Genomic DNA, 21,878 nt, shown 5'->3' on the forward strand with positions numbered 1-21,878 from the left:
CATGTTCTATCCAACACCGCATCACCCCGCCGACGGAAAGGCCTGATAGAATGAGCGATATGACCGAAACACCTCCAAGCGGCCTGCGCCGGCACATCCCCCTGATCACCATTGTCCTCGTAGCCAGTGTGGGTGCTTTCACCCTCAAGGATTATCTCAGCTTCGAGACATTGCGCGAGAACCGCGAGGCGCTCCTTGCCTTTCGCGATGCCAATTACGCCCTGACAGTGGGTCTGTTCATCGCTGCCTACGTGGCCATCGTCGCCTTTTCCTTGCCGGGGGCAACGGTTGCGACCCTGACGGGCGGGTTTCTTTTTGCGACGTTTCCGGGCGCGTTGTTCAACATCGTGGGCGCAACACTCGGCGCATCGGCCATCTTCCTTGCCGCGCGCTGGGGGTTGGGGGAACGGCTGGCCGCCCGGATGGAAGCGTCCGACGGCGTGGTCAAACGCATCAAGGACGGGATCGACGAGAATCAGTGGTCCATGCTGTTCCTGATCCGGCTGGTTCCGGCGGTGCCGTTCTTTGTCGCCAATCTTGTGCCTGCTTTCGTTGGCGTGCCCCTTTGGCGCTTTGTGGTGACGACATTTCTGGGAATCATCCCCGGTGCGGTGGTTTACACCTCCGTTGGCGCGGGGCTGGGCGAGGTGTTCGAACGGGGGGAGACGCCGGATCTCGGCATTATCTTCGAGCCACATATCCTGCTGCCGATCCTGGGGCTCTGTGTGCTTGCGGCCCTTCCCATCCTTCTGAAGGCCGTGCGCGGCAAGAAAGGTCTCTGAGCCATGGAAACGATCAAAACCGATATTCTCGTGATCGGGGCAGGGTCCGGTGGCCTTTCGGTCGCGGCAGGGGCGGTTCAAATGGGGGCAAGCGTGGTCCTGCTCGAGGGGCACAAGATGGGGGGCGATTGCCTGAACTATGGCTGCGTGCCGTCCAAAGCGCTGATTGCCTCGGCCAAGACCGCCTACACGATGAGCCATGCTGCGCCTTATGGCATCGCCAGCGTCACCCCGCAGGTCGATTATGCAGCGGCAAAAGACCATGTGAACGACGTGATCGCAACAATCGAGCCCGTCGACAGTCAGGACCGCTTTGAAGGGCTTGGGGTTCGGGTCATCCGGGAATACGGGCGCTTCGTGGACGCCAATACCGTGCAAGCCGGTGAGCACCGCATCACCGCTCGGCGCATCGTGATCGCAACCGGGTCGTCACCATTCGTGCCGCCAATCCCGGGTCTGGACAAGACACCGTATTTGACAAATGAAACCCTGTGGGAATTGCGCGAGAAGCCCGCGCATCTGCTTGTTATCGGCGGCGGACCGATCGGGATGGAAATGGCCCAGGCGCATCTCCGCCTCGGCTCCGAGGTGACCGTGATCGAAGGCGACACGGCCCTTGGCAAGGACGATCCGGAAATGGCCGCTATCGTGCTCGAAAACCTCAAGAAAGAGGGGGTCGTGATCGAAGAGGGCGCCAAAGCCGCCAAGATCTCGGGCACCGAGGGGGATATCACTGTCGAGGCCGAGGATGGGCGCGTCTTCAAGGGATCGCATCTTCTGGTCGCCGTGGGACGCAAGGCCAACACCGACAGTCTCGATCTCGACAAGGCCGGGATCAAGACGACCCGCGCGGGCGTGAAGGTCGATGACAGCCTCAAAACCACCAACAAGCGGGTTTATGCCATTGGCGATGCCGCGGGTGGGCTCCAGTTCACCCATGTGGCCGGCTATCACGCCGGGATCGTCATTCGCTCGGCGCTGTTCGGTCTGCCTGCCAAGGCCAAGACCGCGCATATCCCCTGGGCGACCTACACCCAGCCGGAATTGGCGCAGGTCGGGCTGACAGAGGCGCAGGCAAAGAAAAAGCACGGACCCGCCCTGGAAGTGGCCCGGTTTCACTACAGCCATAACGACCGCGCGATTGCCGAGCGCAAGACCACAGGTCTCATCAAGGTCATGGTGGTAAAAGGCAAACCTGTCGGCGTGTCCATTGCCGGGCATCAGGCGGGGGAATTGATCAATCTGTGGTCACTTGTTATCGCCAACGGGCTCAAAATGAGTCATGTGTCCAACATGGTTTCCCCCTATCCCACCATTGGAGAGGTTAACAAACGCGCCGCCGGTGCCTATTTCACCCCAAGGCTGTTCGAAAGCGATACCGTCAAGAAGGTTGTCGGCTTCGTGCAGCGATGGCTACCCTGAGACAGCACCCGACATGATGAGTTCTCTCTCCGGCCGTTTCCTGATCCTGACAGTGATCTTCGTGATGCTGGCCGAGATCCTGATCTTTGTGCCTTCGATTGCGCGGTTTCGCGAAGACTACCTTCTCAATCGGCTTGAGAGGGCCCAGATCGCCTCTCTCGCGCTTCTTGCGGATGACATGATCAGCCCCGAACTGGAGGCGGAATTGCTGGACAATGCCGGGGTCTTCAACGTGGTTCTGCGCCGCGACGAAATCCGCCAGCTTGTTCTGAGCTCTCCGATGCCGGGTGAGGTGGATGAAACCCACGATCTGCGGGGGGCGACCGCGGCAACCCTGATCGTCGACGCGATGGCGCGGCTCGTCGAGCCGGAAAACGAGATGATCCGGGTGATCGGCAACCCGTTTCGCGATGCGGGGCTGCTCATCGAAGTGACCATGGAAACCAGCGATCTGCGCATGGCGATGATCGATTACGGGTTGCGGATCCTGGTATTGTCGGCGGTGATCTCGGTCATTACGGCGGGACTTCTGTTTCTGGCGGTCCGCGTGCTTCTGGTGCGGCCGATCAAGGGTGTGGTGAGCCACATGCAAGGTTATGCCAAGGCGCCGGAAGATGCCCGCAGCATCATTGAGCCCACAGCGACCGTGCGGGAATTGCGCGAAGCAGAAGAGGCGCTTCAATCCATGCAAACGCAGCTCACGCAGGCGCTCCGCCAACGCGAACGCCTCGCCCAGCTCGGTGGGGCGGTGGCCCGTGTGAGCCACGATCTGCGCAACATTCTGACCTCTGCACAGCTTTTTACAGACCGCATCGAAGGCAGCGAAGACCCTGTCGTACGGCGGTTGGTGCCCAAACTGGTCAACTCCATCACCCGCGCGGTGTCCTTGTGCGAGAGCACGCTCGCCTTTGGTCGCGCCGAAGAACCCGCACCCACGCTGACCTATTTCAACCTGTCCGAACTGGTGCATGAAGTGCTCGAAGCAGAGCGGCTTGCGATCGGGGAGCACAATCTGAGCCTTTCGGACGATGTGCCCACCGGAATGAAGCTGCGGGGCGATCCGGAGCAGATCTATCGCGCGGTCTCGAACCTCGTGCGCAATGCCCGTCAGGCGCTTGTTGCGTCGGGCGAGGGTGGTGAAATCTGTGTTTCCGCGCGCGAGGAGGGCGACAAGTGGTTCATTCGGGTCTCCGATACCGGGCCGGGCCTGCCACCGCGCGCGCAGGAAAACCTTTTCAAGCCATTTCAAGGCGGCGCCCGAAAGGGCGGGTCCGGGTTGGGGCTTGCCATCGTGGCCGAGCTTGTCCGCGGTCATGGAGGCACGCTCGAGCTCACATCCACTGGAGAAACCGGCACGGTTTTCGAAATCTGCCTGCCGATGGGCCGGGTTGCGTGAATTTTCTTTTCAACCCCTCTTGCATCGGTCCTGCGCCGGGGGTATCTCCCGGCTCGACGGACCGATAGCTCAGCTGGATAGAGTACTTGACTACGAATCAAGGGGTCGGGGGTTCGAATCCTCCTCGGTCCGCCAACCACCCTTGACCATGATTTCTGATGCAGTTGCCGCGAAAGTAAGCGCAACACGCGCTATGCGCGGTTTGATCAGGCTAGCGGTTGTCAATCCGGCGAAGGCCATTCCCGAGAGCGCAAGACCAAACCCCGATCCTTTGAAATACCGTGCTTCCGGCTTGCGTATGGAAGCGCCGATCCGTTGCTAGGTAAAGCACAGCTGGGCTGACCGGGCGCACGCGCCAATGCGGTGCGCCATCTCAGGCAGAACGATTTCCGCGCCACCGAAACAGACGGTGGCGGCACCAAGCGTTTGAGCCGGTGCGGCGTGCACTCCGCAGCAATTGCGCTGCGCAGTTCAATCGCCAGAGAAGCCAAGCCCTCGACGGCAGCGTCAGATGAAACTCACGTCATCCAAGAGAGTCTCGATGGGGCCGCCATTCTGGATGGTCAACGAGATGCCGGTCCCGAAATCCAAAAGCAAGGCGCCGTTGGCCGCAGTGCTGGCATAGCCAACCAGATCCGAAACGACCGGATCGCCCTCGGCCAGAAGATCAGCGGCGATTTCAATCGCATCGATACCGGTCTGGAAATCCGTCACCAGGTCTGCTCCGCCGGTGAACACGAAGGTATCGGCACCCAGACCGCCGCGCAGGCTGTCCTCTCCCAATCCGCCCATCAGCGTGTCATAGCCTGCGCCGCCTTGCAAAAGGTCGTCGCCCACGCCCCCCATCAGCAGGTCGAATCCGTTCGCGCCGCGCAACGTGTCATTGCCAAGACCACCGCCCAACGTGTCAAATCCCAACCCGCCTTCGAGGATGTCTTGGCCGGTGCCGCCTTCAAGGCTGTCATTGCCATTGTTGCCTTCAAGCGTGTCGTCGCCCGCCCCGCCAATCAGCGTATCGAACCCATCGCGCGCCTGCAGGGAATCGTCGCCGAACCCGCCCCGCAAGCTGTCGAAGCCAAGCCCGCCCTCAAGCGTGTCATTCCCTTGACCACCCTCAAGACTGTCATTGCCGAAATTGCCTTGCAGCAGATCATTGCCAGCTCCGCCGTCAAGCAAGTCGAACCCGTTCTGTCCGCTCAGCCGGTCATCACCCGCATCGCCGCGCAAGTCGTCGAAACCAATCCCCCCGATCAGGGAATCGTTGCCAAGACCGCCGACAAGCGTGTCATTGCCCGCTGCACCCGCCAGATCGTCATTGCCCGCGCTACCTTCGATCAGGTTGGCCAATCCCGTGCCGACCGCGCCGATCCCCGGCTCAGGCTGTGGCGGGCCTTCGGCACTGCCCTCTCCGCCCGAGGGCAGGCTCGGCGTCGGATCCAGCGCGATCTCATCGACGACGGTCCCGTCGGCAAAGGCGAAACCGATCGACTCGAAGCTGCGGATCTCGGCCGTCTCGTTCGGATCCGGCGTGCGTGTGCCGCTCTGGAAGTCGAGCCGGTTCGTCTGAATGATGTAGTGATCGCCCATATTGGTGAGGATCAGATCGTCCCGTTCGCCCTCGTAAACCAGCATATCGGTCCCGTCGCCGCCATCCAGCCGGTTGGCGCTGAACAGCGATCCCATCCGCACCACATCATTGCCCGCCTCGGCGTGGATATCGCTCCAGGCGGCGATCTCGTCGTTGAACATTGTGCCGATGGTTCGCTCCGTGAGCGCTTCGGGCACGTCGTTGGGAAACCTGTATCCGCTTTGTTGCAGCGTCAGATCCAGCGTATCGTAACCCGCACCGCCATTGATCTGCAGATCGCGCACGAAGCCGGTCAACACAAAACGGTCGTCACCGATCCCGCCAAACCATTGTGAACCGCGCCCGGGACCATCCTCGCTCTGGAAAAACACGTCGTCGCCGGCAAGCGCATAGATCGTGTCCACCCCCGCCGTGGCGATCAGGACGTCATCCTCGAGCGTGGCGCGGATCTGGTCGTCGCCCTCCGTGGCTTCGCTGCTGCCCACGCGCGGCAGATCGAACACCCCGCCCAACAGCGCCGGCGCGTCCGTGCCCTCGGCGATGCCCGTCCAGCCGATGAACAGCTGGCCGTCCTCGCCCGAACTCACAAAGGGCAGCGGCGCCGTCTGTCCGGAGACGGCGCTTGCCACGACCTGCACCCCGGACAGAGACAGCCCTTCGGTATCGAAAAGCTCGGCATAGACACTGAACTCCGGTGCGGCGGCGGTGCCGCCCGAAACCGCGCTCCAGATCGCCGCGACCCCGCCATCCGGCAGGGGGGCCAACGCCGTGGCCGCGCTCGACCCGGGATCGGGCGTGAAATCCGGCCCCGTCCCGTCCGGGGCGCGCAGGGTCTGACCGAAGAAGTCGAAATCTCTCGAGACCGCTCGCTCGCCATTGCGTTCCTGTAGCGAGGCCACCAGAAGGTTGGCCTCGGTCGCGCCCCGGGCCCGTATATAGGCAATACGCCCGTCCTCCAGCACGGCGACATCATCCAGCGGCCCCGAATAGAACGGATCCTCGAATCCGCGCAGCCCGCCAAAGCCCAGCTCCACAGGCACCACGCTGCCGAACTCATCCTCCTGCGTGTCGAGCCCGAAATAGCTGGCGCCGGCCATCAAGAAGAGCCCATCATTCAGCGGCACCAGCGCACGCTCTACCTCGGCGAACCCCGACCCGTTCGGGAAGGTATCGAATACGGGACCTTGCGCCATCCCGGTCGCGTCGAACCGTTGCGCCAGCCATGGTGCAAATGAATCCTCTGCGGCCCCATCGACCCAGCTCATGACAAAGCCGCCATCCGAAGTGGGCGCGATCTGCGGGAACCGCGCATTGCCGGATGGACCCGACAGGGCGATGGGCTCGGTCACCGGCACACCATCCGCGCCGATCAAACGCACCAGAACCACGCCGATTGTTCCCTGAACCGGGGTCTCTTGCCAGACCACGGCGACCGTTCCGCCCTCCAAAACAGCGAGATCGGGCGTGTCCTGCCGCCTCGGTCCGGTTTCCGCGCTGATGGCGAACGCCTCACTTGCAGGCTGGCCCTGCTCGTCAAAGATCCGACCAAGAATGGTCGTTTCTGACACGTCCGCCACGCCCGGAATGGGCGCCTGCGCCGAAACGGACTGCATCCAGACAACCATGAACGATCCGTTCGGCAGAGTGACAACTTCGCCCTTGGTGGCGCCCGTTGCGGATGGGGCAATCGACAAAACCATTGTGGTATTCCTTGTGCAAAACAGGGGCGGTTCAAGCGTCCGGAAACCAGCAAACCGGACAGCGGTTCAAAACAAGGCACGTTGCGTGTTCCGGGTATGGAGCCGTCCGGACAACCCAAGACACGCCCGAAGGTCTAAGGCGTGCGGGAAGCGTCGCTTGCGCCGGGGCCTATAGCAACTGTTTTCGGCCTTAAGGCTCTCTGCGCCCCCAGAAATGACGAATGTCGGGCAATTCAAGCCGCCAAATCCTGCCGGGCGGCCGTGTCGATGCGGGATCGCGGCGGTGCGTGGCTCGGGCTTCATGCCTGTCTCACACATCGTGATGCAGCGCGCCCATTCGCGCAGAACAGGGGTTTTCAGACCGCCCGCATCTGTTGCCAAGCGCTGAGGATTTGGTCATCTTGACCGGCATGGCCTTCCTGACAGTCAGTCACAGCAGCTTTCTGATCGCGATGTCGTGTATCGTCGCGCTTGTCGCGGGATTTACCGGCCTGTCCCTCACGCGCGATCTCTCTGCAAAACCGATGTTTCAGAAAAAGGCCTCCATCGCGCTTGCATCTGTCGCCTTGGGCGGTGGCATATGGGCCATGCATTTCGTCGCAATGCTGGGTCTGAAGCTACCGATCCTGTTCTACTACGATGCGGCCATCACGCTTGTGTCTGCGCTGTCTGCCATCCTGATTGTTGGCGCCGCTCTGATCTTGCTGCATTTCACCGAGCGCACGCGGATGACGATTGCGGTTGCGGGCGGGATTGTCGGCATTGGCATCTTGGTGATGCATTACATCGGGATGGCGGGCTTGGAACTCTGCCGGGCCGTGTACACTCCCTCCGGGGTTGTCCTGTCGTCCCTCGCCGCGATCGGGCTCTGTATCCTCGCCTTCGGGATCGCATACGGAAAGCGCACCAACCGCAACATCTTGCTCGGGACCGCCGGTTTCGCAGCGGCGGTCTGTTCGGTTCACTTTCTGGCCATTGCCGGCACCAACTTTGTATCCGAACCGAACATGTCCGATTTCGGTCCGACGATGAGTAATGAGACACTCGCGCTCGGCGTGATCTTTTTCAGCTTCGTGATCTTCGGTGCCTGTCTTTGGGTCAGTGTGACATATCTCGTTCCTGATGCCTCTCCCGTCACGGCGGGTGGCGCGCAAAGCGTGGATGCCCCGGCGCGGTCGGAGGATCCACCTGCACCGATCGGTGTTCAGGTTCCCTGCGAGCGCGACGGTGCGAAGGTGTTTGTTCGCGCCGAGGACGTGGCGTTTGTGCGGGCAGACGGGCATTACACGCAGGTCTACACGGATGACGAGCGGTTGTTCTGCGCGTGGCCCGTCACAGAGGCGTCGAAGCGCCTGGTGCCTGCCGGATTCCTCCAGACTCATCGGAGTTACCTGGTCAATCCGGCGCGGGTCTTGCGGTTTGAGCGGACCAAGGACAAGGGGCGCTGCATCTTTACCGCGCCCGATCTGCCGCCCGCGCCCGTGAGCCGTTCGAAGCTGAACGCGATCAAGCAAGCACTTGCCGGCGCAACGGGCGCAATTCGTGCGTGATCCGGCGCATTTCGTGCAAAACACCTGTATTTCATTGATTTTATAGTGCTGCGGCATGCGGCCGCATGCAGGCTCCCGGCAAGCCAGAACAGGCGCTTTAGGGAGGAGAAAGCGATGATTCCAGCGGCCTTTGAATATTATCGCCCCAAGGATATGGCAGGTGTCCTGTCGATCCTTGAGGAGCATGGCGACGATGCGCGCGTCATGGCGGGAGGGCACAGCCTGATCCCGATGATGAAGCTGCGCATGGCCGACGTGCCACATCTGATCGATCTTCAGGACGTGGGCGGCATGTCCGACATCGAGATCGGCAGCGACAGCATCAAGATCGGTGCCATGGTGACCCAGCATCAGATCATCGATCATGACGGCCTCGCGGAAGCCGCGCCCATTCTGCGCGAAGCCGCCTTGCAGATCGCCGATCCGCAGGTGCGCTACATGGGCACGGTCGGCGGCAATGTTGCCAATGGCGATCCCGGCAACGACATGCCCGGTCTGATGCAATGCCTTGATGCCACTTTCACGGTCGTCGGTCCGGACGGTGCGCGCGACATCGCGGCCCGCGCGTTTTACGAGGCGGCCTACATGACCGCGCGCGAGGATGACGAAGTGCTCACCGGTGTGAGCATTCCCAAGCCGAAAGGCGGCTACGCCTACGAGAAGCAAAAACGCAAGATCGGGGATTATGCGACCGCCGCCGCCGCGGTTCAGATCGTCAAGGAAGGCGACAAATGCGTCGCTGCGGCAATCGCCATGACCAATCTGAGTGACACGCCGATCTTTTCCGAAGCCGCGGGCGCAGCGCTGATCGGGACAAGCGTGGACGACACCGCCATCAAGGCCGCCATGTCCGCAATGCTCGGCGATATCGACCCTTCCGAGGACAACCGAGGGCCGGTCGCGTTCAAGAAACACGTCGCAGGCGTCATCCTGCGCCGCGCCATCGAGCGCGCCTGGTCGCGGTCATAAGGGAACCGGCCCGCAAGCAGCGCAAGGGGCAGGCGCAAAGCTCTCACAGATTGCAGCGCCACCGGCGCCACGCCCTCCTGTAGCGCATCGGCCGGGCAAACAAGGAAACACCATGTCGAAGAAACAGCATTACAAGATCACCGTGAATGGCAAGGAAGAGGAATTTCTCGCCGAACCGCGCGAGCTTCTGATCTACACCTTGCGGGAGCGCCTCAACATCACCGGGCCGCATATCGGGTGCGAGACCTCCCATTGCGGCGCGTGCACCGTGACGATCAACGGCAAGTCCGTGAAATCCTGCACGATGTTCGTGGCGCAAGCCGACGGGGCCGAGATCACGACGATCGAGGGCATCGGCGGTCCGGATAACCTGCACCCGCTCCAGGCGGCGTTCAAGGAGCACCACGGGCTTCAGTGCGGCTATTGCACGCCGGGCATGATCACCCGCGCAACCAAGCTGCTCGAGGAAAACCCCAACCCGACCGAAGAGGAAATCCGCTTTGGCATGGCCGGCAATATCTGCCGCTGCACCGGGTATCAGAACATCATCAAATCCATTCAGGCCGCTGCGGCGGAAATGAATGCGGCCAAGGAGGCGGCGGAATGAAGGACGAAATCACCCGCGAAGATCGCGTCGCCAACCTCAAGGGCATGGGGTGCTCGCGCAAGCGCGTCGAAGATGCCCGGTTCACGCAAGGCAAGGGCAACTACGTCGACGACATCAAGCTGGATGGCATGCTGTTTGGTGACTTTGTCCGCTCTCCCTATGCGCATGCGCGGATCGTCAGCATCAACACCGAGGAAGCGTTGAAGGTCCCGGGGGTTCTTGCAGTCTTGACCGCCAAGGATCTGGAGCCGCTGGGCCTGCACTGGATGCCGACGCTTGCCGGTGACAAGCAGATGGTGCTGGCGGATGGCAAGGTTCTGTTCCAAGGGCAGGAAGTGGCCTTTGTCGTGGCCGAGGATCGCTATGCGGCCGCCGATGGCATCGAACTGGTCGAAGTCGAGTACGAGGAGCTGCCGGTTATCGTCAATCCGTTCGAGGCGCTGAAATCCGATGTGGTGCTGCGCGAGGATCTTGTGGCCGAGGACGGCTCGCTTCCCGACGGGGCGCATGGACCGCGCAAGCACGCCAACCATATCTTCACATGGGATGCGGGCAACAAGGACGCGACGGAAGAGGTCATCGCAAACGCCGAAGTCGTGGCCGAAGAGACCATGTATTATCATCGCACGCACCCGTGCCCGCTCGAGACCTGCGGCTGTGTTGCGTCGATGGACAAGGTCAATGGCAAGCTCACGCTCTGGGGCACGTTCCAGGCGCCGCACGCCATCCGCACCGTGGTCAGCCTGATTTCCGGCATCGAGGAGCACAATATCCGCGTGATTTCTCCCGATATCGGTGGCGGGTTCGGCAACAAGGTGGGGGCCTATCCCGGGTATGTTTGTTCGGTGGTGGCCTCTATCGTGACCGGCAAGCCGGTCAAGTGGATCGAAGACCGGATGGACAACCTGATGACCACCGCCTTTGCCCGCGATTACCACATGACCGGCAAGATCTCCGCGACCAAGGACGGCAAGATCACCGGGCTGCATTGTCACGTGACGGCCGACCATGGCGGGTTTGACGCCTGTGCCGATCCGACCAAGTTCCCGGCGGGGTTCATGAATATCTGCACCGGGTCTTACGACATTCCGACCGCCTATCTCGAGGTGGACGGCGTATATACGAACAAGGCGCCCGGTGGCGTCAGCTATCGGTGCTCCTTCCGGGTGACCGAGGCCGTCTATTTCATCGAACGGATGGTCGAGGTTCTGGCGATCAAGTTGAACATGGATGCGGCAGAGCTGCGCCGGATCAACTTCATCAAGAAGGAGCAGTTCCCCTATACCGCGGCGCTTGGCTGGGAATATGACAGCGGCGATTATCACACCGCTTGGGACAAGGCTCTGAAGACCGTCGATTACGAAGGTTTGCGCGCAGAGCAGGCGCAGCGGGTCGAGGACTTCAAGGCTGGCAAGACGCGAAAGCTCATGGGTATTGGCCTGAGCTTCTTTACCGAGATCGTCGGTGCAGGACCGGTCAAGAATTGCGATATTCTGGGCCTTGGCATGTTTGACAGCTGTGAAATCCGCATTCATCCGACCGGCTCGGCCATTGCGAGGCTGGGGACGATCTCTCAGGGACAGGGCCATGCCACGACCTTTGCGCAGATCCTCGCCAGCGAGATCGGTCTGCCCGCAGACAGCATCACAATCGAGGAAGGTGACACCGACACCGCCCCCTATGGCCTGGGCACCTACGGGTCGCGCTCGACCCCGGTTGCGGGTGCGGCCACGGCGATGGCCGGACGCAAGATCCGCGCCAAGGCCCAGATGATCGCCGCGTACCTGCTCGAAGTGCATGACAACGATGTGGAATTCGACGTCGACCGGTTTGTGGTCAAGGGCGCGCCGGAGCGGTTCAAGACCATGAAGGAAATCGCCTTTGCCGCCTATAATCAGGCAATTCCGGGGATCGAGCCGGGGCTTGAGGCGGTCAGCTACTACGATCCGCCCAACATGACCTACCCGTTCGGGGCCTATGTCTGCGTGATGGATATCGATGTGGATACCGGCGTGCCGGAGATCCGCCGCTTCTATGCGCTGGACGATTGCGGCACGCGGATCAACCCGATGATCATCGAGGGTCAGGTGCATGGCGGTCTGACTGAAGCGCTCGCGGTCGCTCTGGGTCAGGAGATTGCCTATGACGATATGGGCAACGTCAAGACCGGCACGCTGATGGACTTCTTCCTGCCGACGGCTTGGGAGGTTCCGAACTACGAGACCGACTTCACCGTCACGCCCAGCCCGCATCATCCGATCGGGGCCAAGGGCGTGGGCGAGAGCCCGCATGTGGGCGGTGTGCCGTGTTTTTCGAATGCTGTTCAGGACGCGTTCCGACCATTTGGAAACACCCATACCAACATGCCCCACGATCACTGGCGGATCTGGAAGACCGCCAATGAACTGGGCCTGCATGGCTGACCCGACTTCGGGGGGCGCGGTGATCGCGCCCTCCACGACGGCAGAGCAGGGCGCGCGACACCGTGCGCGCGTCACTCGGGAGCACATGACCATGAGTTGGAAGGATCTGCAGACCGCGCTCAGCGGTCAGGGATACGTGGCATCGGACGACCTGTCCGTGGCACTGCAGCTTGCGTTGTCGCTTGGGCGGCCCTTGTTGCTTGAAGGGGCGGCTGGCGTTGGAAAGACCGAAATTGCGCGGGCGCTGTCGCAGGTGCGGGACACCCGCCTGATCCGGTTGCAGTGTTACGAAGGTCTGGACGCCGCGCAGGCGATCTATGAGTGGAACTACCAGCGTCAGCTTCTTGCGATCCGCGCGGCGGCGGAAGATGGCGAAACCGGAAAGGCGGTCGAGGATCGCATCTTTTCCAGGGACTTCCTGCTGGAGCGGCCCCTCTTGGCGGCAATTACCCAAGACAAGGCACCGGTTCTCCTGATCGACGAGATTGATCGCGCGGACGAGGAGTTTGAGGCATATCTTCTGGAAATCCTGTCCGATTTTCAGGTTTCCATCCCTGAGCTTGGCACCATCGTCGCCAAGACCCGACCGGTCGTCGTGCTGACCTCCAACGGAACGCGCGACCTGTCGGACGCCTTGCGCCGTCGGTGTTTGTATACCTATGTCGAATACCCCGACAGGGGCACAGAGCTGGCGATCCTCAACGCCCGTAGTCCCGCCATCGAAGCGCATCTGGCCAACCAGATCGTTGGATTTGTTCAGAAACTTCGTGAAGAAGAACTCGAGAAAACACCCGGTATCGCCGAAATGCTGGACTTCGCGGCGGCGTTGATGGGGCTGGGAATAGCCGATCTGACAGACGATCCGGCGATATTGCAGTCGACCCTGACGACCTTGCTGAAAACGCAAAGCGATCAGGCCCGTATCACGCCTGAAGTCGCAGGGCGGATCGCGGGACGGGCCGCATGAGCCGTGTCACAAAATTTGCCGCGAGGGATCCCGGTCCTGCGGCGCGGGTGGCGGGCTTTATCGCGCATCTGCGCGACAACGGGTTGCGCCTTGGCGTGGCGGAGGCGGAACTGGCCATGGCGGCCCTTGCCGAGGTTGACGCGATCCACCCAGACGAGAGCCGCCGTGCCTTGCGGGCGGTCTGCACCGGATGCAAAGAAGAAGCCGTCCGTTTTGATGCGCTGTTCGACAGTTTCTGGATGGATATGGGGCGCGTCCGCAAGAAGGTCGTGCCGACAACCAAGGCTCCGAGCACCGATGCGGTGAAATCCTCCCGCGATGCCACGGGCGCGGATCTTGGCGCGTCCGGCTCCGCCACGGCACCCGATACCGAAGGGGGCGAGGCCGAGAGCGACGGCACCGGCAAACTGATCGCCACAGAGCAGCGTAATCTCAGTCGCCGGGATCTGCGCGACCTTGTCCGACCGGAGGACATCGCAGAGGCAGAAGACGTTGCCCGACGCATCGGAGCGGCGCTGCGCGACAAACGCTCGCGGCGGCGCAAGGCAGCCCGCAAGGGTGATCGTCTGCATTTCCGCAAGACGATCCGGCAGAGCCTGTCGACAGGGGGTGAGCCGGTGCGCCTGTTGCTCAAAAACCGTCCTGACCGCGTACGCAAGATCGTGGCGCTGTGCGACGTGTCCGGTTCCATGTCCGTCTATGCGCAAGTGTTCCTTGCCTTCCTTGCCGGGCTGATGCGGGCGGATACATCTGCGGATGCCTACTTGTTTCACACGCGTCTTGTGCGGATCACCGAAGCGTTGCGCGACAAGGATGCGATGCGTGCTATCGGACGTATGTCGCTCATGGCGGACGGGTTTGGCGGTGGGTCCAAGATCGGGCCATCGCTGAAGCGGTTTTCCGACACTTACGCGAAGCGGTTCGTGGATGGGCGCAGTGTCGTGCTCATCCTCTCTGACGGCTATGACACCGAGGCGCCCGAGATGATCGGCGATGCCCTGGCCAAGCTGCGCAAGCGCGGGTGCAAGGTGATTTGGCTCAACCCGCTGAAAGGATGGGCGGATTACGCCCCCGTTGCCGCTGGTATGGCGGCCGCACTTCCGCATCTGGACGCGTTCAGAGCCGCCAACACGCTGCGCGATCTTGCAGCCCTGGAACCGGAGCTGACAGCGCTATGACACCGGCTGAAATCCTTTCAAGCGATCTGGCACAGGCGGCGCAGCAGCTTCGAGACAAGGAAGAGCCCTTCGCCTTCGCCACGATTGTGCGCACGGTTGGGGCAACCGCCGCAAAGCCGGGTGCCAAGGCGCTTCTGAGCGCGGATGGCACGATCCTTCAGGGATGGCTCGGTGGCGGCTGTACCCGCGGTGCGGTGAAGCGCGCGGCGTTGCAGGCATTGCAGGACGGCACGCCCCAGCTTGTCTCGGTGGCGCCGGAAGAACTCCTTGCCGAAAAAGGTGTCAGAGCCGGCGAGGAGGTGGACGGAACCCGCTTTGCCCGCAACGGATGCCCTTCGCGTGGCACGGTGGATATCTTCATAGAGCCGTGTTTGCCGACCCCGCAGCTTGTGGTCATCGGGGCCTCTCCCGTCGCACAGGCGCTCAGCGCGCTGGCACCGCAGTTCCATTGGTCGGTGACGGCACAATTGCCCGAAACCCGGCAAACGCGACAGAGATTTGTCGTGGTGGCAACACAGGGCCAAGGGGATCTGGACGCTCTGAATTCCGCCTTTTCTGCCGAGGCCGAGTTCATCGCCTTTGTCGGCAGCCGCAAGAAATACGCGAACCTGTCGGAAAAACTGATCGCGTCGGGCATCGCGCCATCCGTCGTCGAAAAGGTCAAGGCGCCGGCCGGGCTGGATTTGGGGGCTGTCACGCCCGAAGAAATCGCGCTGTCCATTCTCGCACAGCTTGTGCAAGTCCGGCGGGCTTCGGTGACACAGGCCCATGCGTAGGTCTTGCGCCATGATTGCATGCCGCGGGGCAGGGGGGCGGGGTGCTGGACGCAGCGCGCGTCGCAAGCGTGTCCATTTCCGTGCAAAGCGCTGGCCGCAGATCAGGTTCGACCGGCCCCCCGCGCCGGGTCGTCCAGCAGGAAAGCGCGTGCGGAGTATCGGGCCCATGGGCGCCGAACCTGCGGGTCGCGGCCTCCGGATCGCTTATGCACCGGCTCTGGCGGATCCAAACGCAGCGACGAGCCCCGTCGAAGCTTTCGGCGAGGTCAAATTCAAATGTATGGAGAAGAGCGCATGAAAGCCTTCATTTCTAACTTGTTCCGGCGCTGCCGCAGATGGGCGCCCACTGCCCAGCAAGCCGATCATCTGGCTACACTGAAATTCCCCTGTTGCTAAGGAGATGTTCCATGGAACTGAACGACGAAATCATCATCAACGCCCCAAAAGAGCGTGTGTACGCGGCTCTGAACGATCCGGAGGTTCTGCGCCGATGCATCCCGGGCTGCGAAGAGCTGATCAAGCATTCCGACACGGAACTGGAGGCCAAGGTGGTCCTGAAGGTAGGACCGGTAAAAGCAAAGTTCAGCGGGGATGTGCAACTCGACACCACGGGTGCGCCGGACGCGTTTTCGCTGACGGGGCAAGGCAATGGCGGGCCAGCCGGCCACGCGAAGGGTGGTGCTGACGTGACCTTGACCGCGGATGGTCCGGACAAGACGATCCTGCGCTACGAAGCGAAGGCCGAGATTGGGGGCAAACTCGCTCAGCTTGGGAGCCGGCTGATCCAGAGCACGGCCAAGAAGCTTGCCGCGAAATTCTTCAAGTCCTTCGCCGAAGTGGTCGACGAAGACATTCCGGCCTGAGCACGCCGGCGTTTTGCCCCTGGGACACCACCCAAGGGGCAATTCCGACGCTCAACCATGCGCGGATCGCTGGGACTGGACAAGCAGGCGTGGGTCGTGATGCGCGCCGCTGCCCGCGCTTGGGGAGTTGGTGCCCCTTTTGCCATCGTATTCGGCTGTCGGGATCGGATCCGGAAAGCGCCTGACCTGCCGGTTTTGCGGCCGGAGTATTTTAGGCAGGGCGCAACGCTGCCACACCGCGTGACCTATGCGAATAACAACACGGTGGCAGGCGTGTTCCTTATGCGGAAGAGCGCCTGAAACGGCCGTGCCGACGGTCGGGTCCTCGCCATCAATCCGGGCCACGCCGTCGCCCATTGAGCCGTTCGTGGTGCCAGCGCCGCGCGCGACCTTGCAGAGCAAACGCACCTTCCCCGAGGTTCCGGTGACGCTGTCCGCAACCGCCGCCGAGCCGTTCCGCGGCCTGAAAGGCCCCGCGCCCGATCATGCGCTGCAATCGCATTGCCCGCCGTCCTGGATTCCGGGTCAGATGGCGGCGTGAGTTCACAGAGCGTTCGGCGCGTCTGGTCGGTGTGTTTATTTGGCAGCTTGTCGGCGACGCAATCGACGGGCCCAGATGGGCTTCCGTTGAGCCGTTCTCGTTGTCGCAGAACGGGTTGGCCGCGCGACGATACGCGATGCGCGCTCGACAGCCGCGATACCGTGCTGGATGGCAAAACTGCCGACGGGCGTTTGAGCGGGACTGCTCTGGAGCGGGAACGCGTGCAGGTGATGAAGGATATCTTCAAGGCACGGCTTGGACAGGGCCCTCAGGTCAATGTCCTGCAATGTTGCGCCCTGCGCTGACCGGCCCCTAGCAAACCAATGGTCCCATGACCGTGGCAAACAGGGGGACGCCGGATTTTCCCTGTCCCGTCAGGCCCAAAGAGTGAAAATCGGAACAGACCGAGACGGGGGAGACCATCCACACGAAACCCGTTCGATAACGTGACGCGCGCCTCCAAGCTGAACAGCTTTCAAAAGGGCATCTGCGATCCTGCGCGCGCCTTCTGCGGATTAATCCACGGCATGATCTGTATGCGCCATGGCTATTTTTCTTTTAATGGCGGCCCACCTCGCTTAACCTCGACAATCCATTGATGATTGGAATTCAAAATGTCGGTCGAGTATGTCCTGGTGATTGACGGTGTGCCGGGTGATCCGGCCTTGGACGGCGCATTTGCCTTGGACGACTTCGGCTTCAGCGGAAGACCCAACTCGTTTTTCGAAGAAGCCATCCTCAGACTCTCACTCAACCTCGGCACAGCGCTTCCGACCCTTGTTCAAGCCCTCGAGACCGGGACCGCCCTTCCCTCGGTCCAGATCATCGGGAGGAACGATACGGGGCGCATTGTCTACGATCTGCGCGCCGAGGATGTCGAACTGCTCATTGCCAGTGGCGCGTTGAGCGGGCAGGTCGAGATCCGGGTGCAATACACCGATTTTCAGATCACCACCAACGAGGTCACTTCGGATCTCTATCATCTGCCCGCGCGCGGTTTTTCACGCAATGAAGGGCCGGGCAGCGGGGTGGATGCGCCCGATCCGACCGGGCCCACCCCCGCGGCGGACGTGGATGCAGACCAACACTGGATCCGGTTTGACGGGCTGTCTGCCGATGCGTCGGGGAATGCGGGCGGGTTTGAGATCATCAGCGAGCCGGGATTCGAGTTTACGGCCTCGGAAGTGAACAGCGGCACATATGTCGTTCGGTTTGACCCTCAGGCCGCATCGCCGGAGATTTTCGAAGCCCTGACAACGGGCCGGTTGTTTTCGTCAGTTCAGATCTTCGGCGGCCCGGATGGCGCAACGGCGACGCCGCCGTCACAGGCACAGGCCGATCTGCGGTTGGAAAACGTGCGGTTGTTGAGCGTCGCGTTGGACGCAGCCTCAGATGAGCCCGGGCTCACAGCCGTGTTGGTTTACGAAGAGTACGAGATAATCTCTACTTCGCCCGCCGATGGCGATACGCCCGAGACACAGACGCAGTTTTCGTGGAATGCTCTGTTCAATCTTGCGGGCGATGGCGTCGCGGCCCCCGATCCCGGACCTGTGCCCGACGCGACCTACACGCCCAGCGATGAAAGCATCCTGATCATCGACGGGCTGGGCGGGCCGGAAACGGCTGTCGGGATGGAAGGCGCATTCCGGGATATCTCTTTTGCGTTCAACGCGCAGACGATCTATGGCGATGCCTTTCCCGGCGGGATCATGCAAGACAACACACTGAGTGTGATGCAGATCGCGGGTGATTTTTCGCAGATCCTGCCCGATATTTACGAAGCGATGGTCACGGAAACGCCGCTTGCGTCGCTGCAAATCCGCGATGTCGTGGACCCGAGCACAGACGGCACACCACAAAGCCATGATCTGCGATTGGAGGGTCTTCGGATCCTTTCGCTCGCGGCTGCTGAAGACGGAATAACCCAACTCCTCGTGGAATATGACGCCATTGACTACGAGACGATTGCGCGCGCCCCCGATGGCACGCAAATCCGGTCTGAGTTTCAGTGGGATGTGGTCAACGATGTTGCGGGCACCGATATCGTGGCGCCAGTTGCCGGGGCCGCGATTGCCGCGCCGGACGCGGCAAGCACCTTTGGCATATTCATCGACGGCGTCGCGGTGCCGGATGCCGCGGGCATTCCGGGCATTCTTTTCCTTCAGGCCATTCCCCAAGACTTCATCCTGGGTGGTCTGACTTCCGTTCTTGTTCTGGATCTGGGGAGCCAGTTGGCCGGAGTGTTGGGTGACATCGCACCGGGCACTCGGATCGACTCGATCAGGATCGTTGAATACGGGGCCTTCGCAAACGGCCCGACCGTGCCGATTTCGGAAGTTGTGCTGGGCGACGTCGCCATTTCGGTGAACGAGGCGGCTGGCATCCAGACGGGGATCAGCGCGTTCCCTCAACAATTCGAAATGCGCAGCTTTGGCGTGGCTGCCAATGGGGATTCGCGTGTCGACAGCAGCTTTTCGTGGAACCTGAGCACCCAGACCGACGTGACGTCGATCGACGCGCCGGTCACGCCGGTCGAGGCGGGGATGAGCGCGCGCCCCGATACGCTCTATATGTTGATCGACGGAATTGCAGGCAATGTCCAGATCCCAGGGCTCGAAGGGGCGTTTGAACTGAACCTTGCGTCTTATGACGTCAATCCCGCTTCTTATGGGGAGGCGCGGTCTCAGATTGCAAATCTCAGCTTCGATCCGGGGCCTGCCCTGCTTGAAATCCTGGAGACCTTTGGCACAGGGGGCACGCAAACGGTTCAGGTCCTCGGCTTTGACACCGATGCTCCCGGAGCGCCGGAGCTGATCTATGACTTGCGGCTTGCAGGCTCCGAGATCCTCGCATTCTCGGAGGGCGCCAGTCCCAACGTCGAAATCGTGGTTGCCTACGACGCGTTTGAACTGATCACGACAAATCCGCTTGCTGATACATCCACATCAACGGCGTGGGATCTGATCACCAACCAGCCGCGTGCAAGCATAACGCCGCCGGTTGTGCCGATGGGGGAGGATACTTCGCTTGAAGTGGCGCAATACCTGTTGCTCCTCGATGGCGTGGACAGCGGCCAAACGGGTGCCGCCCGGCTGGGCGCATTTGAGCTCGATACGTTCAGTTTCGGTGGCGTGACTGCCTTTGGGAACGGCAGCGGCGCCGAGGTGAGTGGGCGTTTCATACTCGATTTTGGAGCGGCGACACCACAGATTGTGGAGCTGATCGCGGATCAATCGGTCATTCCCACGATGCAGATCGTGGGGCTCAATGCCAATGGCGACACCGTCTATGATCTGCGGGTGGCCGATACGAGCTTCGCCGCGGTCGCCGAAACGTCCAGTGCTGGCGACCTGTTTGACGTGCTGATGCGTGAGATCGACTTTACGATCGTCCCGCAAAACCCGGATGGATCGCTGGCCACGCCACGAACCTTCCAGTGGAATTTCAGCACCGGGACCGCAGGTGACGGGGTTGCGGCGGCGACCGTGCCCGCGCGGCCCGACAACACCGCGCCCGTAGCCCGCAACATCACGCTTGACGTTGATGAAGACAGCATCGACACCCTCGCGCGGCTCGACTTTTCCGACGCCGAAACCGGGCTTGGCGATCTGAGTGTCGAAATCGTCAGCGGGCCGACCTTGGGTGATGTGGTGCTGCTGGGTAATGATTGGTTTTCCTATACGCCCGATCCCGATGCCAACGGCGCGGACAGCTTCACCTACCGGGTCACCGATGCCGATCTGGTGTCGGAGATCGCAACCGCGACCATCACCGTGCGCCCGGTCAATGACCGCCCGGTGTTCGATATGCCCGTCTCCGCCCTGGCCATGGATGAGAACCAGACCGCTGTGCCCCTTGTCACCGCAAGCGATGTCGAGACGGCGGCGCTGGATTACACCATCATCGGTGGCGCAGACAGCGCGCTCTTCGGCATCGACGCCGCTTCCGGGGCGCTGCGGTTCCTCACTGCGCCGGATTTCGAAGCGCTGGGAGATGCCGACGGGGACAACGTCTATGTGGTCGAGATCGCGGCGAGCGATGGCGCTTTGAGCGGGACAACCGAGGTGCAGATCACGCTGGGTGACGTGAATGAGGCGCCCGTGGCCGTTTTGGATCCTGTGGCGACACCGTCCAGCCAACTCATTGCGATCGACGTGCTGACGAATGATTTCGACCCCGAAGGCACGTCTTTGACCCTCACCCAAATAAATGGTGTTTCGGTGCAGACCGGCGAGGCCTTCACCTTGCCGTCCAATGCACGGGTATGGCTCTTTGCCCAGGGTGTTCTGGTGTTCGATCCGACGGACGCATGGGACGTAGCGCCCAACACCACCGCTCTGGATACTTTCACCTACGGTATCGAGGACATAAGCGGCCTTGCGGATGTGGGGACGGTAACGGTCACATTGAGTGAAGCCGGGTCAGGCGTGGGGGTCATTCAAACCGGCACTGGTGCGTCCGAGATCCTGCTCGGGTCTGCGTTCAACGACATCCTCACCGGGCTGGCAGGCGCGGACACGCTGATCAGCAGCGGCGGCAATGACAGCATCAACGGCGGCGCTGGAAATGACACGATCAAGGCGGGCGCGGGTCACGATACAATCGAAGGCGGCGCGGAGGGTGACGCGATCGATGGCGGTGACGGACGTGACACGCTGTCCTATGCGTCCTCAGCGACCAGGGTCGCGATCAACCTTGGCGCTGGCTTTGCCGGTGGTGGCGATGCAGCCGGTGACAGCCTGACCAGCATCGAGAACCTGCGCGGCTCTGCGTTCAACGATATCCTGCGCGGTGATGGCGGTGCCAATGTCATCGAGGGCGGTGCCGGGCCGGATGTGGTCGACGGGCAGGGCGGCAGCGATACGGTATCTTATGAGCAGTCGGGCGCGCGCGTGGCGATCAACCTTGGGGTTGGCTTTGCTGGTGGCGGCGATGCAGCCGGTGACAGCCTGACCAGCATCGAGAACCTGCGCGGCTCTGCGTTCAACGACATCCTGCGCGGTGATGGCGGTGCCAATGTCATCGAGGGCGGTGCCGGGCCGGACGTGGTCGACGGGCAGGGCGGCAGCGACACGGCATCTTATGAGCAGTCGGGCGCGCGCGTGGCGATCAACCT

At 61.9% G+C, this 21,878-nt stretch carries 14 protein-coding genes and 1 tRNA gene; 14 read left to right on the forward strand and 1 reads right to left on the reverse strand.

The window, feature by feature from the left end; all coding sequences use genetic code 11:
• The first annotated feature begins 50 nt into the window (after positions 1-50).
• From J1C49_RS16235 to J1C49_RS16250, 4 genes are all read left to right on the forward strand, one after another.
• The gene (locus J1C49_RS16235; RefSeq protein ID WP_227446890.1) at positions 51-782 is read left to right on the forward strand and encodes a TVP38/TMEM64 family protein; all 732 of its coding nucleotides are present in this window, start codon (positions 51-53) and stop codon (positions 780-782) included.
• A gap of 3 nt (positions 783-785) precedes the next feature.
• On the forward strand, positions 786-2,204 hold the full coding sequence (locus J1C49_RS16240) for an NAD(P)/FAD-dependent oxidoreductase (RefSeq protein WP_227446891.1): 1,419 nt from the start codon (positions 786-788) through the stop codon (positions 2,202-2,204).
• A 13-nt stretch (positions 2,205-2,217) separates the two neighbouring features.
• Positions 2,218-3,600 (forward strand): HAMP domain-containing sensor histidine kinase, encoded by a 1,383-nt coding sequence (locus J1C49_RS16245; protein WP_227446892.1) that lies wholly within the window; start codon positions 2,218-2,220, stop codon positions 3,598-3,600.
• Positions 3,601-3,658: 58 nt separating this feature from the next.
• Positions 3,659-3,735: transfer RNA gene (locus tag J1C49_RS16250), tRNA-Arg, on the forward strand.
• Between the two features lie 372 nt (positions 3,736-4,107).
• On the opposite strand, the gene J1C49_RS16255 is transcribed toward J1C49_RS16250, so the two are convergent.
• On the reverse strand, positions 4,108-6,888 hold the full coding sequence (locus J1C49_RS16255; protein WP_227446893.1) for a calcium-binding protein: 2,781 nt from the start codon (positions 6,886-6,888) through the stop codon (positions 4,108-4,110).
• Between the two features lie 410 nt (positions 6,889-7,298).
• On the opposite strand from J1C49_RS16255, the gene J1C49_RS16260 reads away from it, so the two are divergent.
• The 10 genes from J1C49_RS16260 to J1C49_RS16305 form a co-directional block, all read left to right on the forward strand.
• Positions 7,299-8,438 carry an MHYT domain-containing protein gene (locus J1C49_RS16260; protein WP_227446903.1) on the forward strand — a complete coding sequence of 380 codons (1,140 nt, stop codon included), beginning with the start codon at positions 7,299-7,301 and terminating at the stop codon, positions 8,436-8,438.
• 114 nt (positions 8,439-8,552) lie between these two features.
• Positions 8,553-9,407 carry a xanthine dehydrogenase family protein subunit M gene (locus J1C49_RS16265; RefSeq protein ID WP_227446894.1) on the forward strand — a complete coding sequence of 285 codons (855 nt, stop codon included), beginning with the start codon at positions 8,553-8,555 and terminating at the stop codon, positions 9,405-9,407.
• 112 nt (positions 9,408-9,519) lie between these two features.
• Positions 9,520-10,014, forward strand: coding sequence for a (2Fe-2S)-binding protein (locus J1C49_RS16270; protein WP_227446895.1), 495 nt, complete (start codon positions 9,520-9,522; stop codon positions 10,012-10,014).
• Complete coding sequence (locus J1C49_RS16275; RefSeq protein WP_227446896.1) at positions 10,011-12,437, forward strand: aerobic carbon-monoxide dehydrogenase large subunit; 2,427 nt, start codon at positions 10,011-10,013, stop codon at positions 12,435-12,437. Before J1C49_RS16270 ends, J1C49_RS16275 begins: the two co-directional genes overlap by 4 nt.
• Before the next feature lie 91 nt (positions 12,438-12,528).
• Positions 12,529-13,404 carry a MoxR family ATPase gene (locus J1C49_RS16280; RefSeq protein WP_227446904.1) on the forward strand — a complete coding sequence of 292 codons (876 nt, stop codon included), beginning with the start codon at positions 12,529-12,531 and terminating at the stop codon, positions 13,402-13,404.
• On the forward strand, positions 13,401-14,582 hold the full coding sequence (locus tag J1C49_RS16285) for a VWA domain-containing protein (protein ID WP_227446897.1): 1,182 nt from the start codon (positions 13,401-13,403) through the stop codon (positions 14,580-14,582). Before J1C49_RS16280 ends, J1C49_RS16285 begins: the two co-directional genes overlap by 4 nt.
• A complete protein-coding gene (locus J1C49_RS16290) occupies positions 14,579-15,358 on the forward strand; it encodes an XdhC family protein (RefSeq protein WP_227446898.1) in 780 nt (259 codons plus the stop codon). The genes J1C49_RS16285 and J1C49_RS16290 overlap by 4 nt, the downstream gene beginning before the upstream one ends.
• Positions 15,359-15,765: 407 nt before the next feature.
• Positions 15,766-16,221: a CoxG family protein gene (locus J1C49_RS16295; RefSeq protein ID WP_227446899.1), complete on the forward strand. Its 456-nt coding sequence runs from the start codon at positions 15,766-15,768 to the stop codon at positions 16,219-16,221.
• Between the two features lie 627 nt (positions 16,222-16,848).
• Positions 16,849-17,067 (forward strand): hypothetical protein, encoded by a 219-nt coding sequence (locus J1C49_RS16300; RefSeq protein WP_227446900.1) that lies wholly within the window; start codon positions 16,849-16,851, stop codon positions 17,065-17,067.
• A gap of 309 nt (positions 17,068-17,376) precedes the next feature.
• On the forward strand, positions 17,377-21,878 hold a 4,502-nt coding region (locus J1C49_RS16305; protein WP_227446901.1), incomplete at its 3' end, for a calcium-binding protein.

Source organism: Cognatishimia sp. F0-27, from assembly GCF_020667845.1.
Taxonomy (GTDB): domain Bacteria; phylum Pseudomonadota; class Alphaproteobacteria; order Rhodobacterales; family Rhodobacteraceae; genus JAFMPQ01.

Excerpts from the sequence above, each read along its gene's own strand:
- J1C49_RS16265 (WP_227446894.1), top strand. The coding sequence starts at position 8,553 with ATGATTCCAGCGGCCTTTGAATATTATCGCCCCAAGGATATGGCAGGT.
- J1C49_RS16290 (WP_227446898.1), top strand. The coding sequence starts at position 14,579 with ATGACACCGGCTGAAATCCTTTCAAGCGATCTGGCACAGGCGGCGCAG.
- J1C49_RS16245 (WP_227446892.1), top strand. The coding sequence starts at position 2,218 with ATGATGAGTTCTCTCTCCGGCCGTTTCCTGATCCTGACAGTGATCTTC.
- J1C49_RS16235 (WP_227446890.1), top strand. The coding sequence starts at position 51 with ATGAGCGATATGACCGAAACACCTCCAAGCGGCCTGCGCCGGCACATC.
- J1C49_RS16295 (WP_227446899.1), top strand. The coding sequence starts at position 15,766 with ATGGAACTGAACGACGAAATCATCATCAACGCCCCAAAAGAGCGTGTG.
- J1C49_RS16275 (WP_227446896.1), top strand. The coding sequence starts at position 10,011 with ATGAAGGACGAAATCACCCGCGAAGATCGCGTCGCCAACCTCAAGGGC.
- J1C49_RS16240 (WP_227446891.1), top strand. The coding sequence starts at position 786 with ATGGAAACGATCAAAACCGATATTCTCGTGATCGGGGCAGGGTCCGGT.
- J1C49_RS16260 (WP_227446903.1), top strand. The coding sequence starts at position 7,299 with ATGGCCTTCCTGACAGTCAGTCACAGCAGCTTTCTGATCGCGATGTCG.
- J1C49_RS16285 (WP_227446897.1), top strand. The coding sequence starts at position 13,401 with ATGAGCCGTGTCACAAAATTTGCCGCGAGGGATCCCGGTCCTGCGGCG.
- J1C49_RS16280 (WP_227446904.1), top strand. The coding sequence starts at position 12,529 with ATGAGTTGGAAGGATCTGCAGACCGCGCTCAGCGGTCAGGGATACGTG.
- J1C49_RS16255 (WP_227446893.1), bottom strand. The coding sequence starts at position 6,888 with ATGGTTTTGTCGATTGCCCCATCCGCAACGGGCGCCACCAAGGGCGAA.
- J1C49_RS16270 (WP_227446895.1), top strand. The coding sequence starts at position 9,520 with ATGTCGAAGAAACAGCATTACAAGATCACCGTGAATGGCAAGGAAGAG.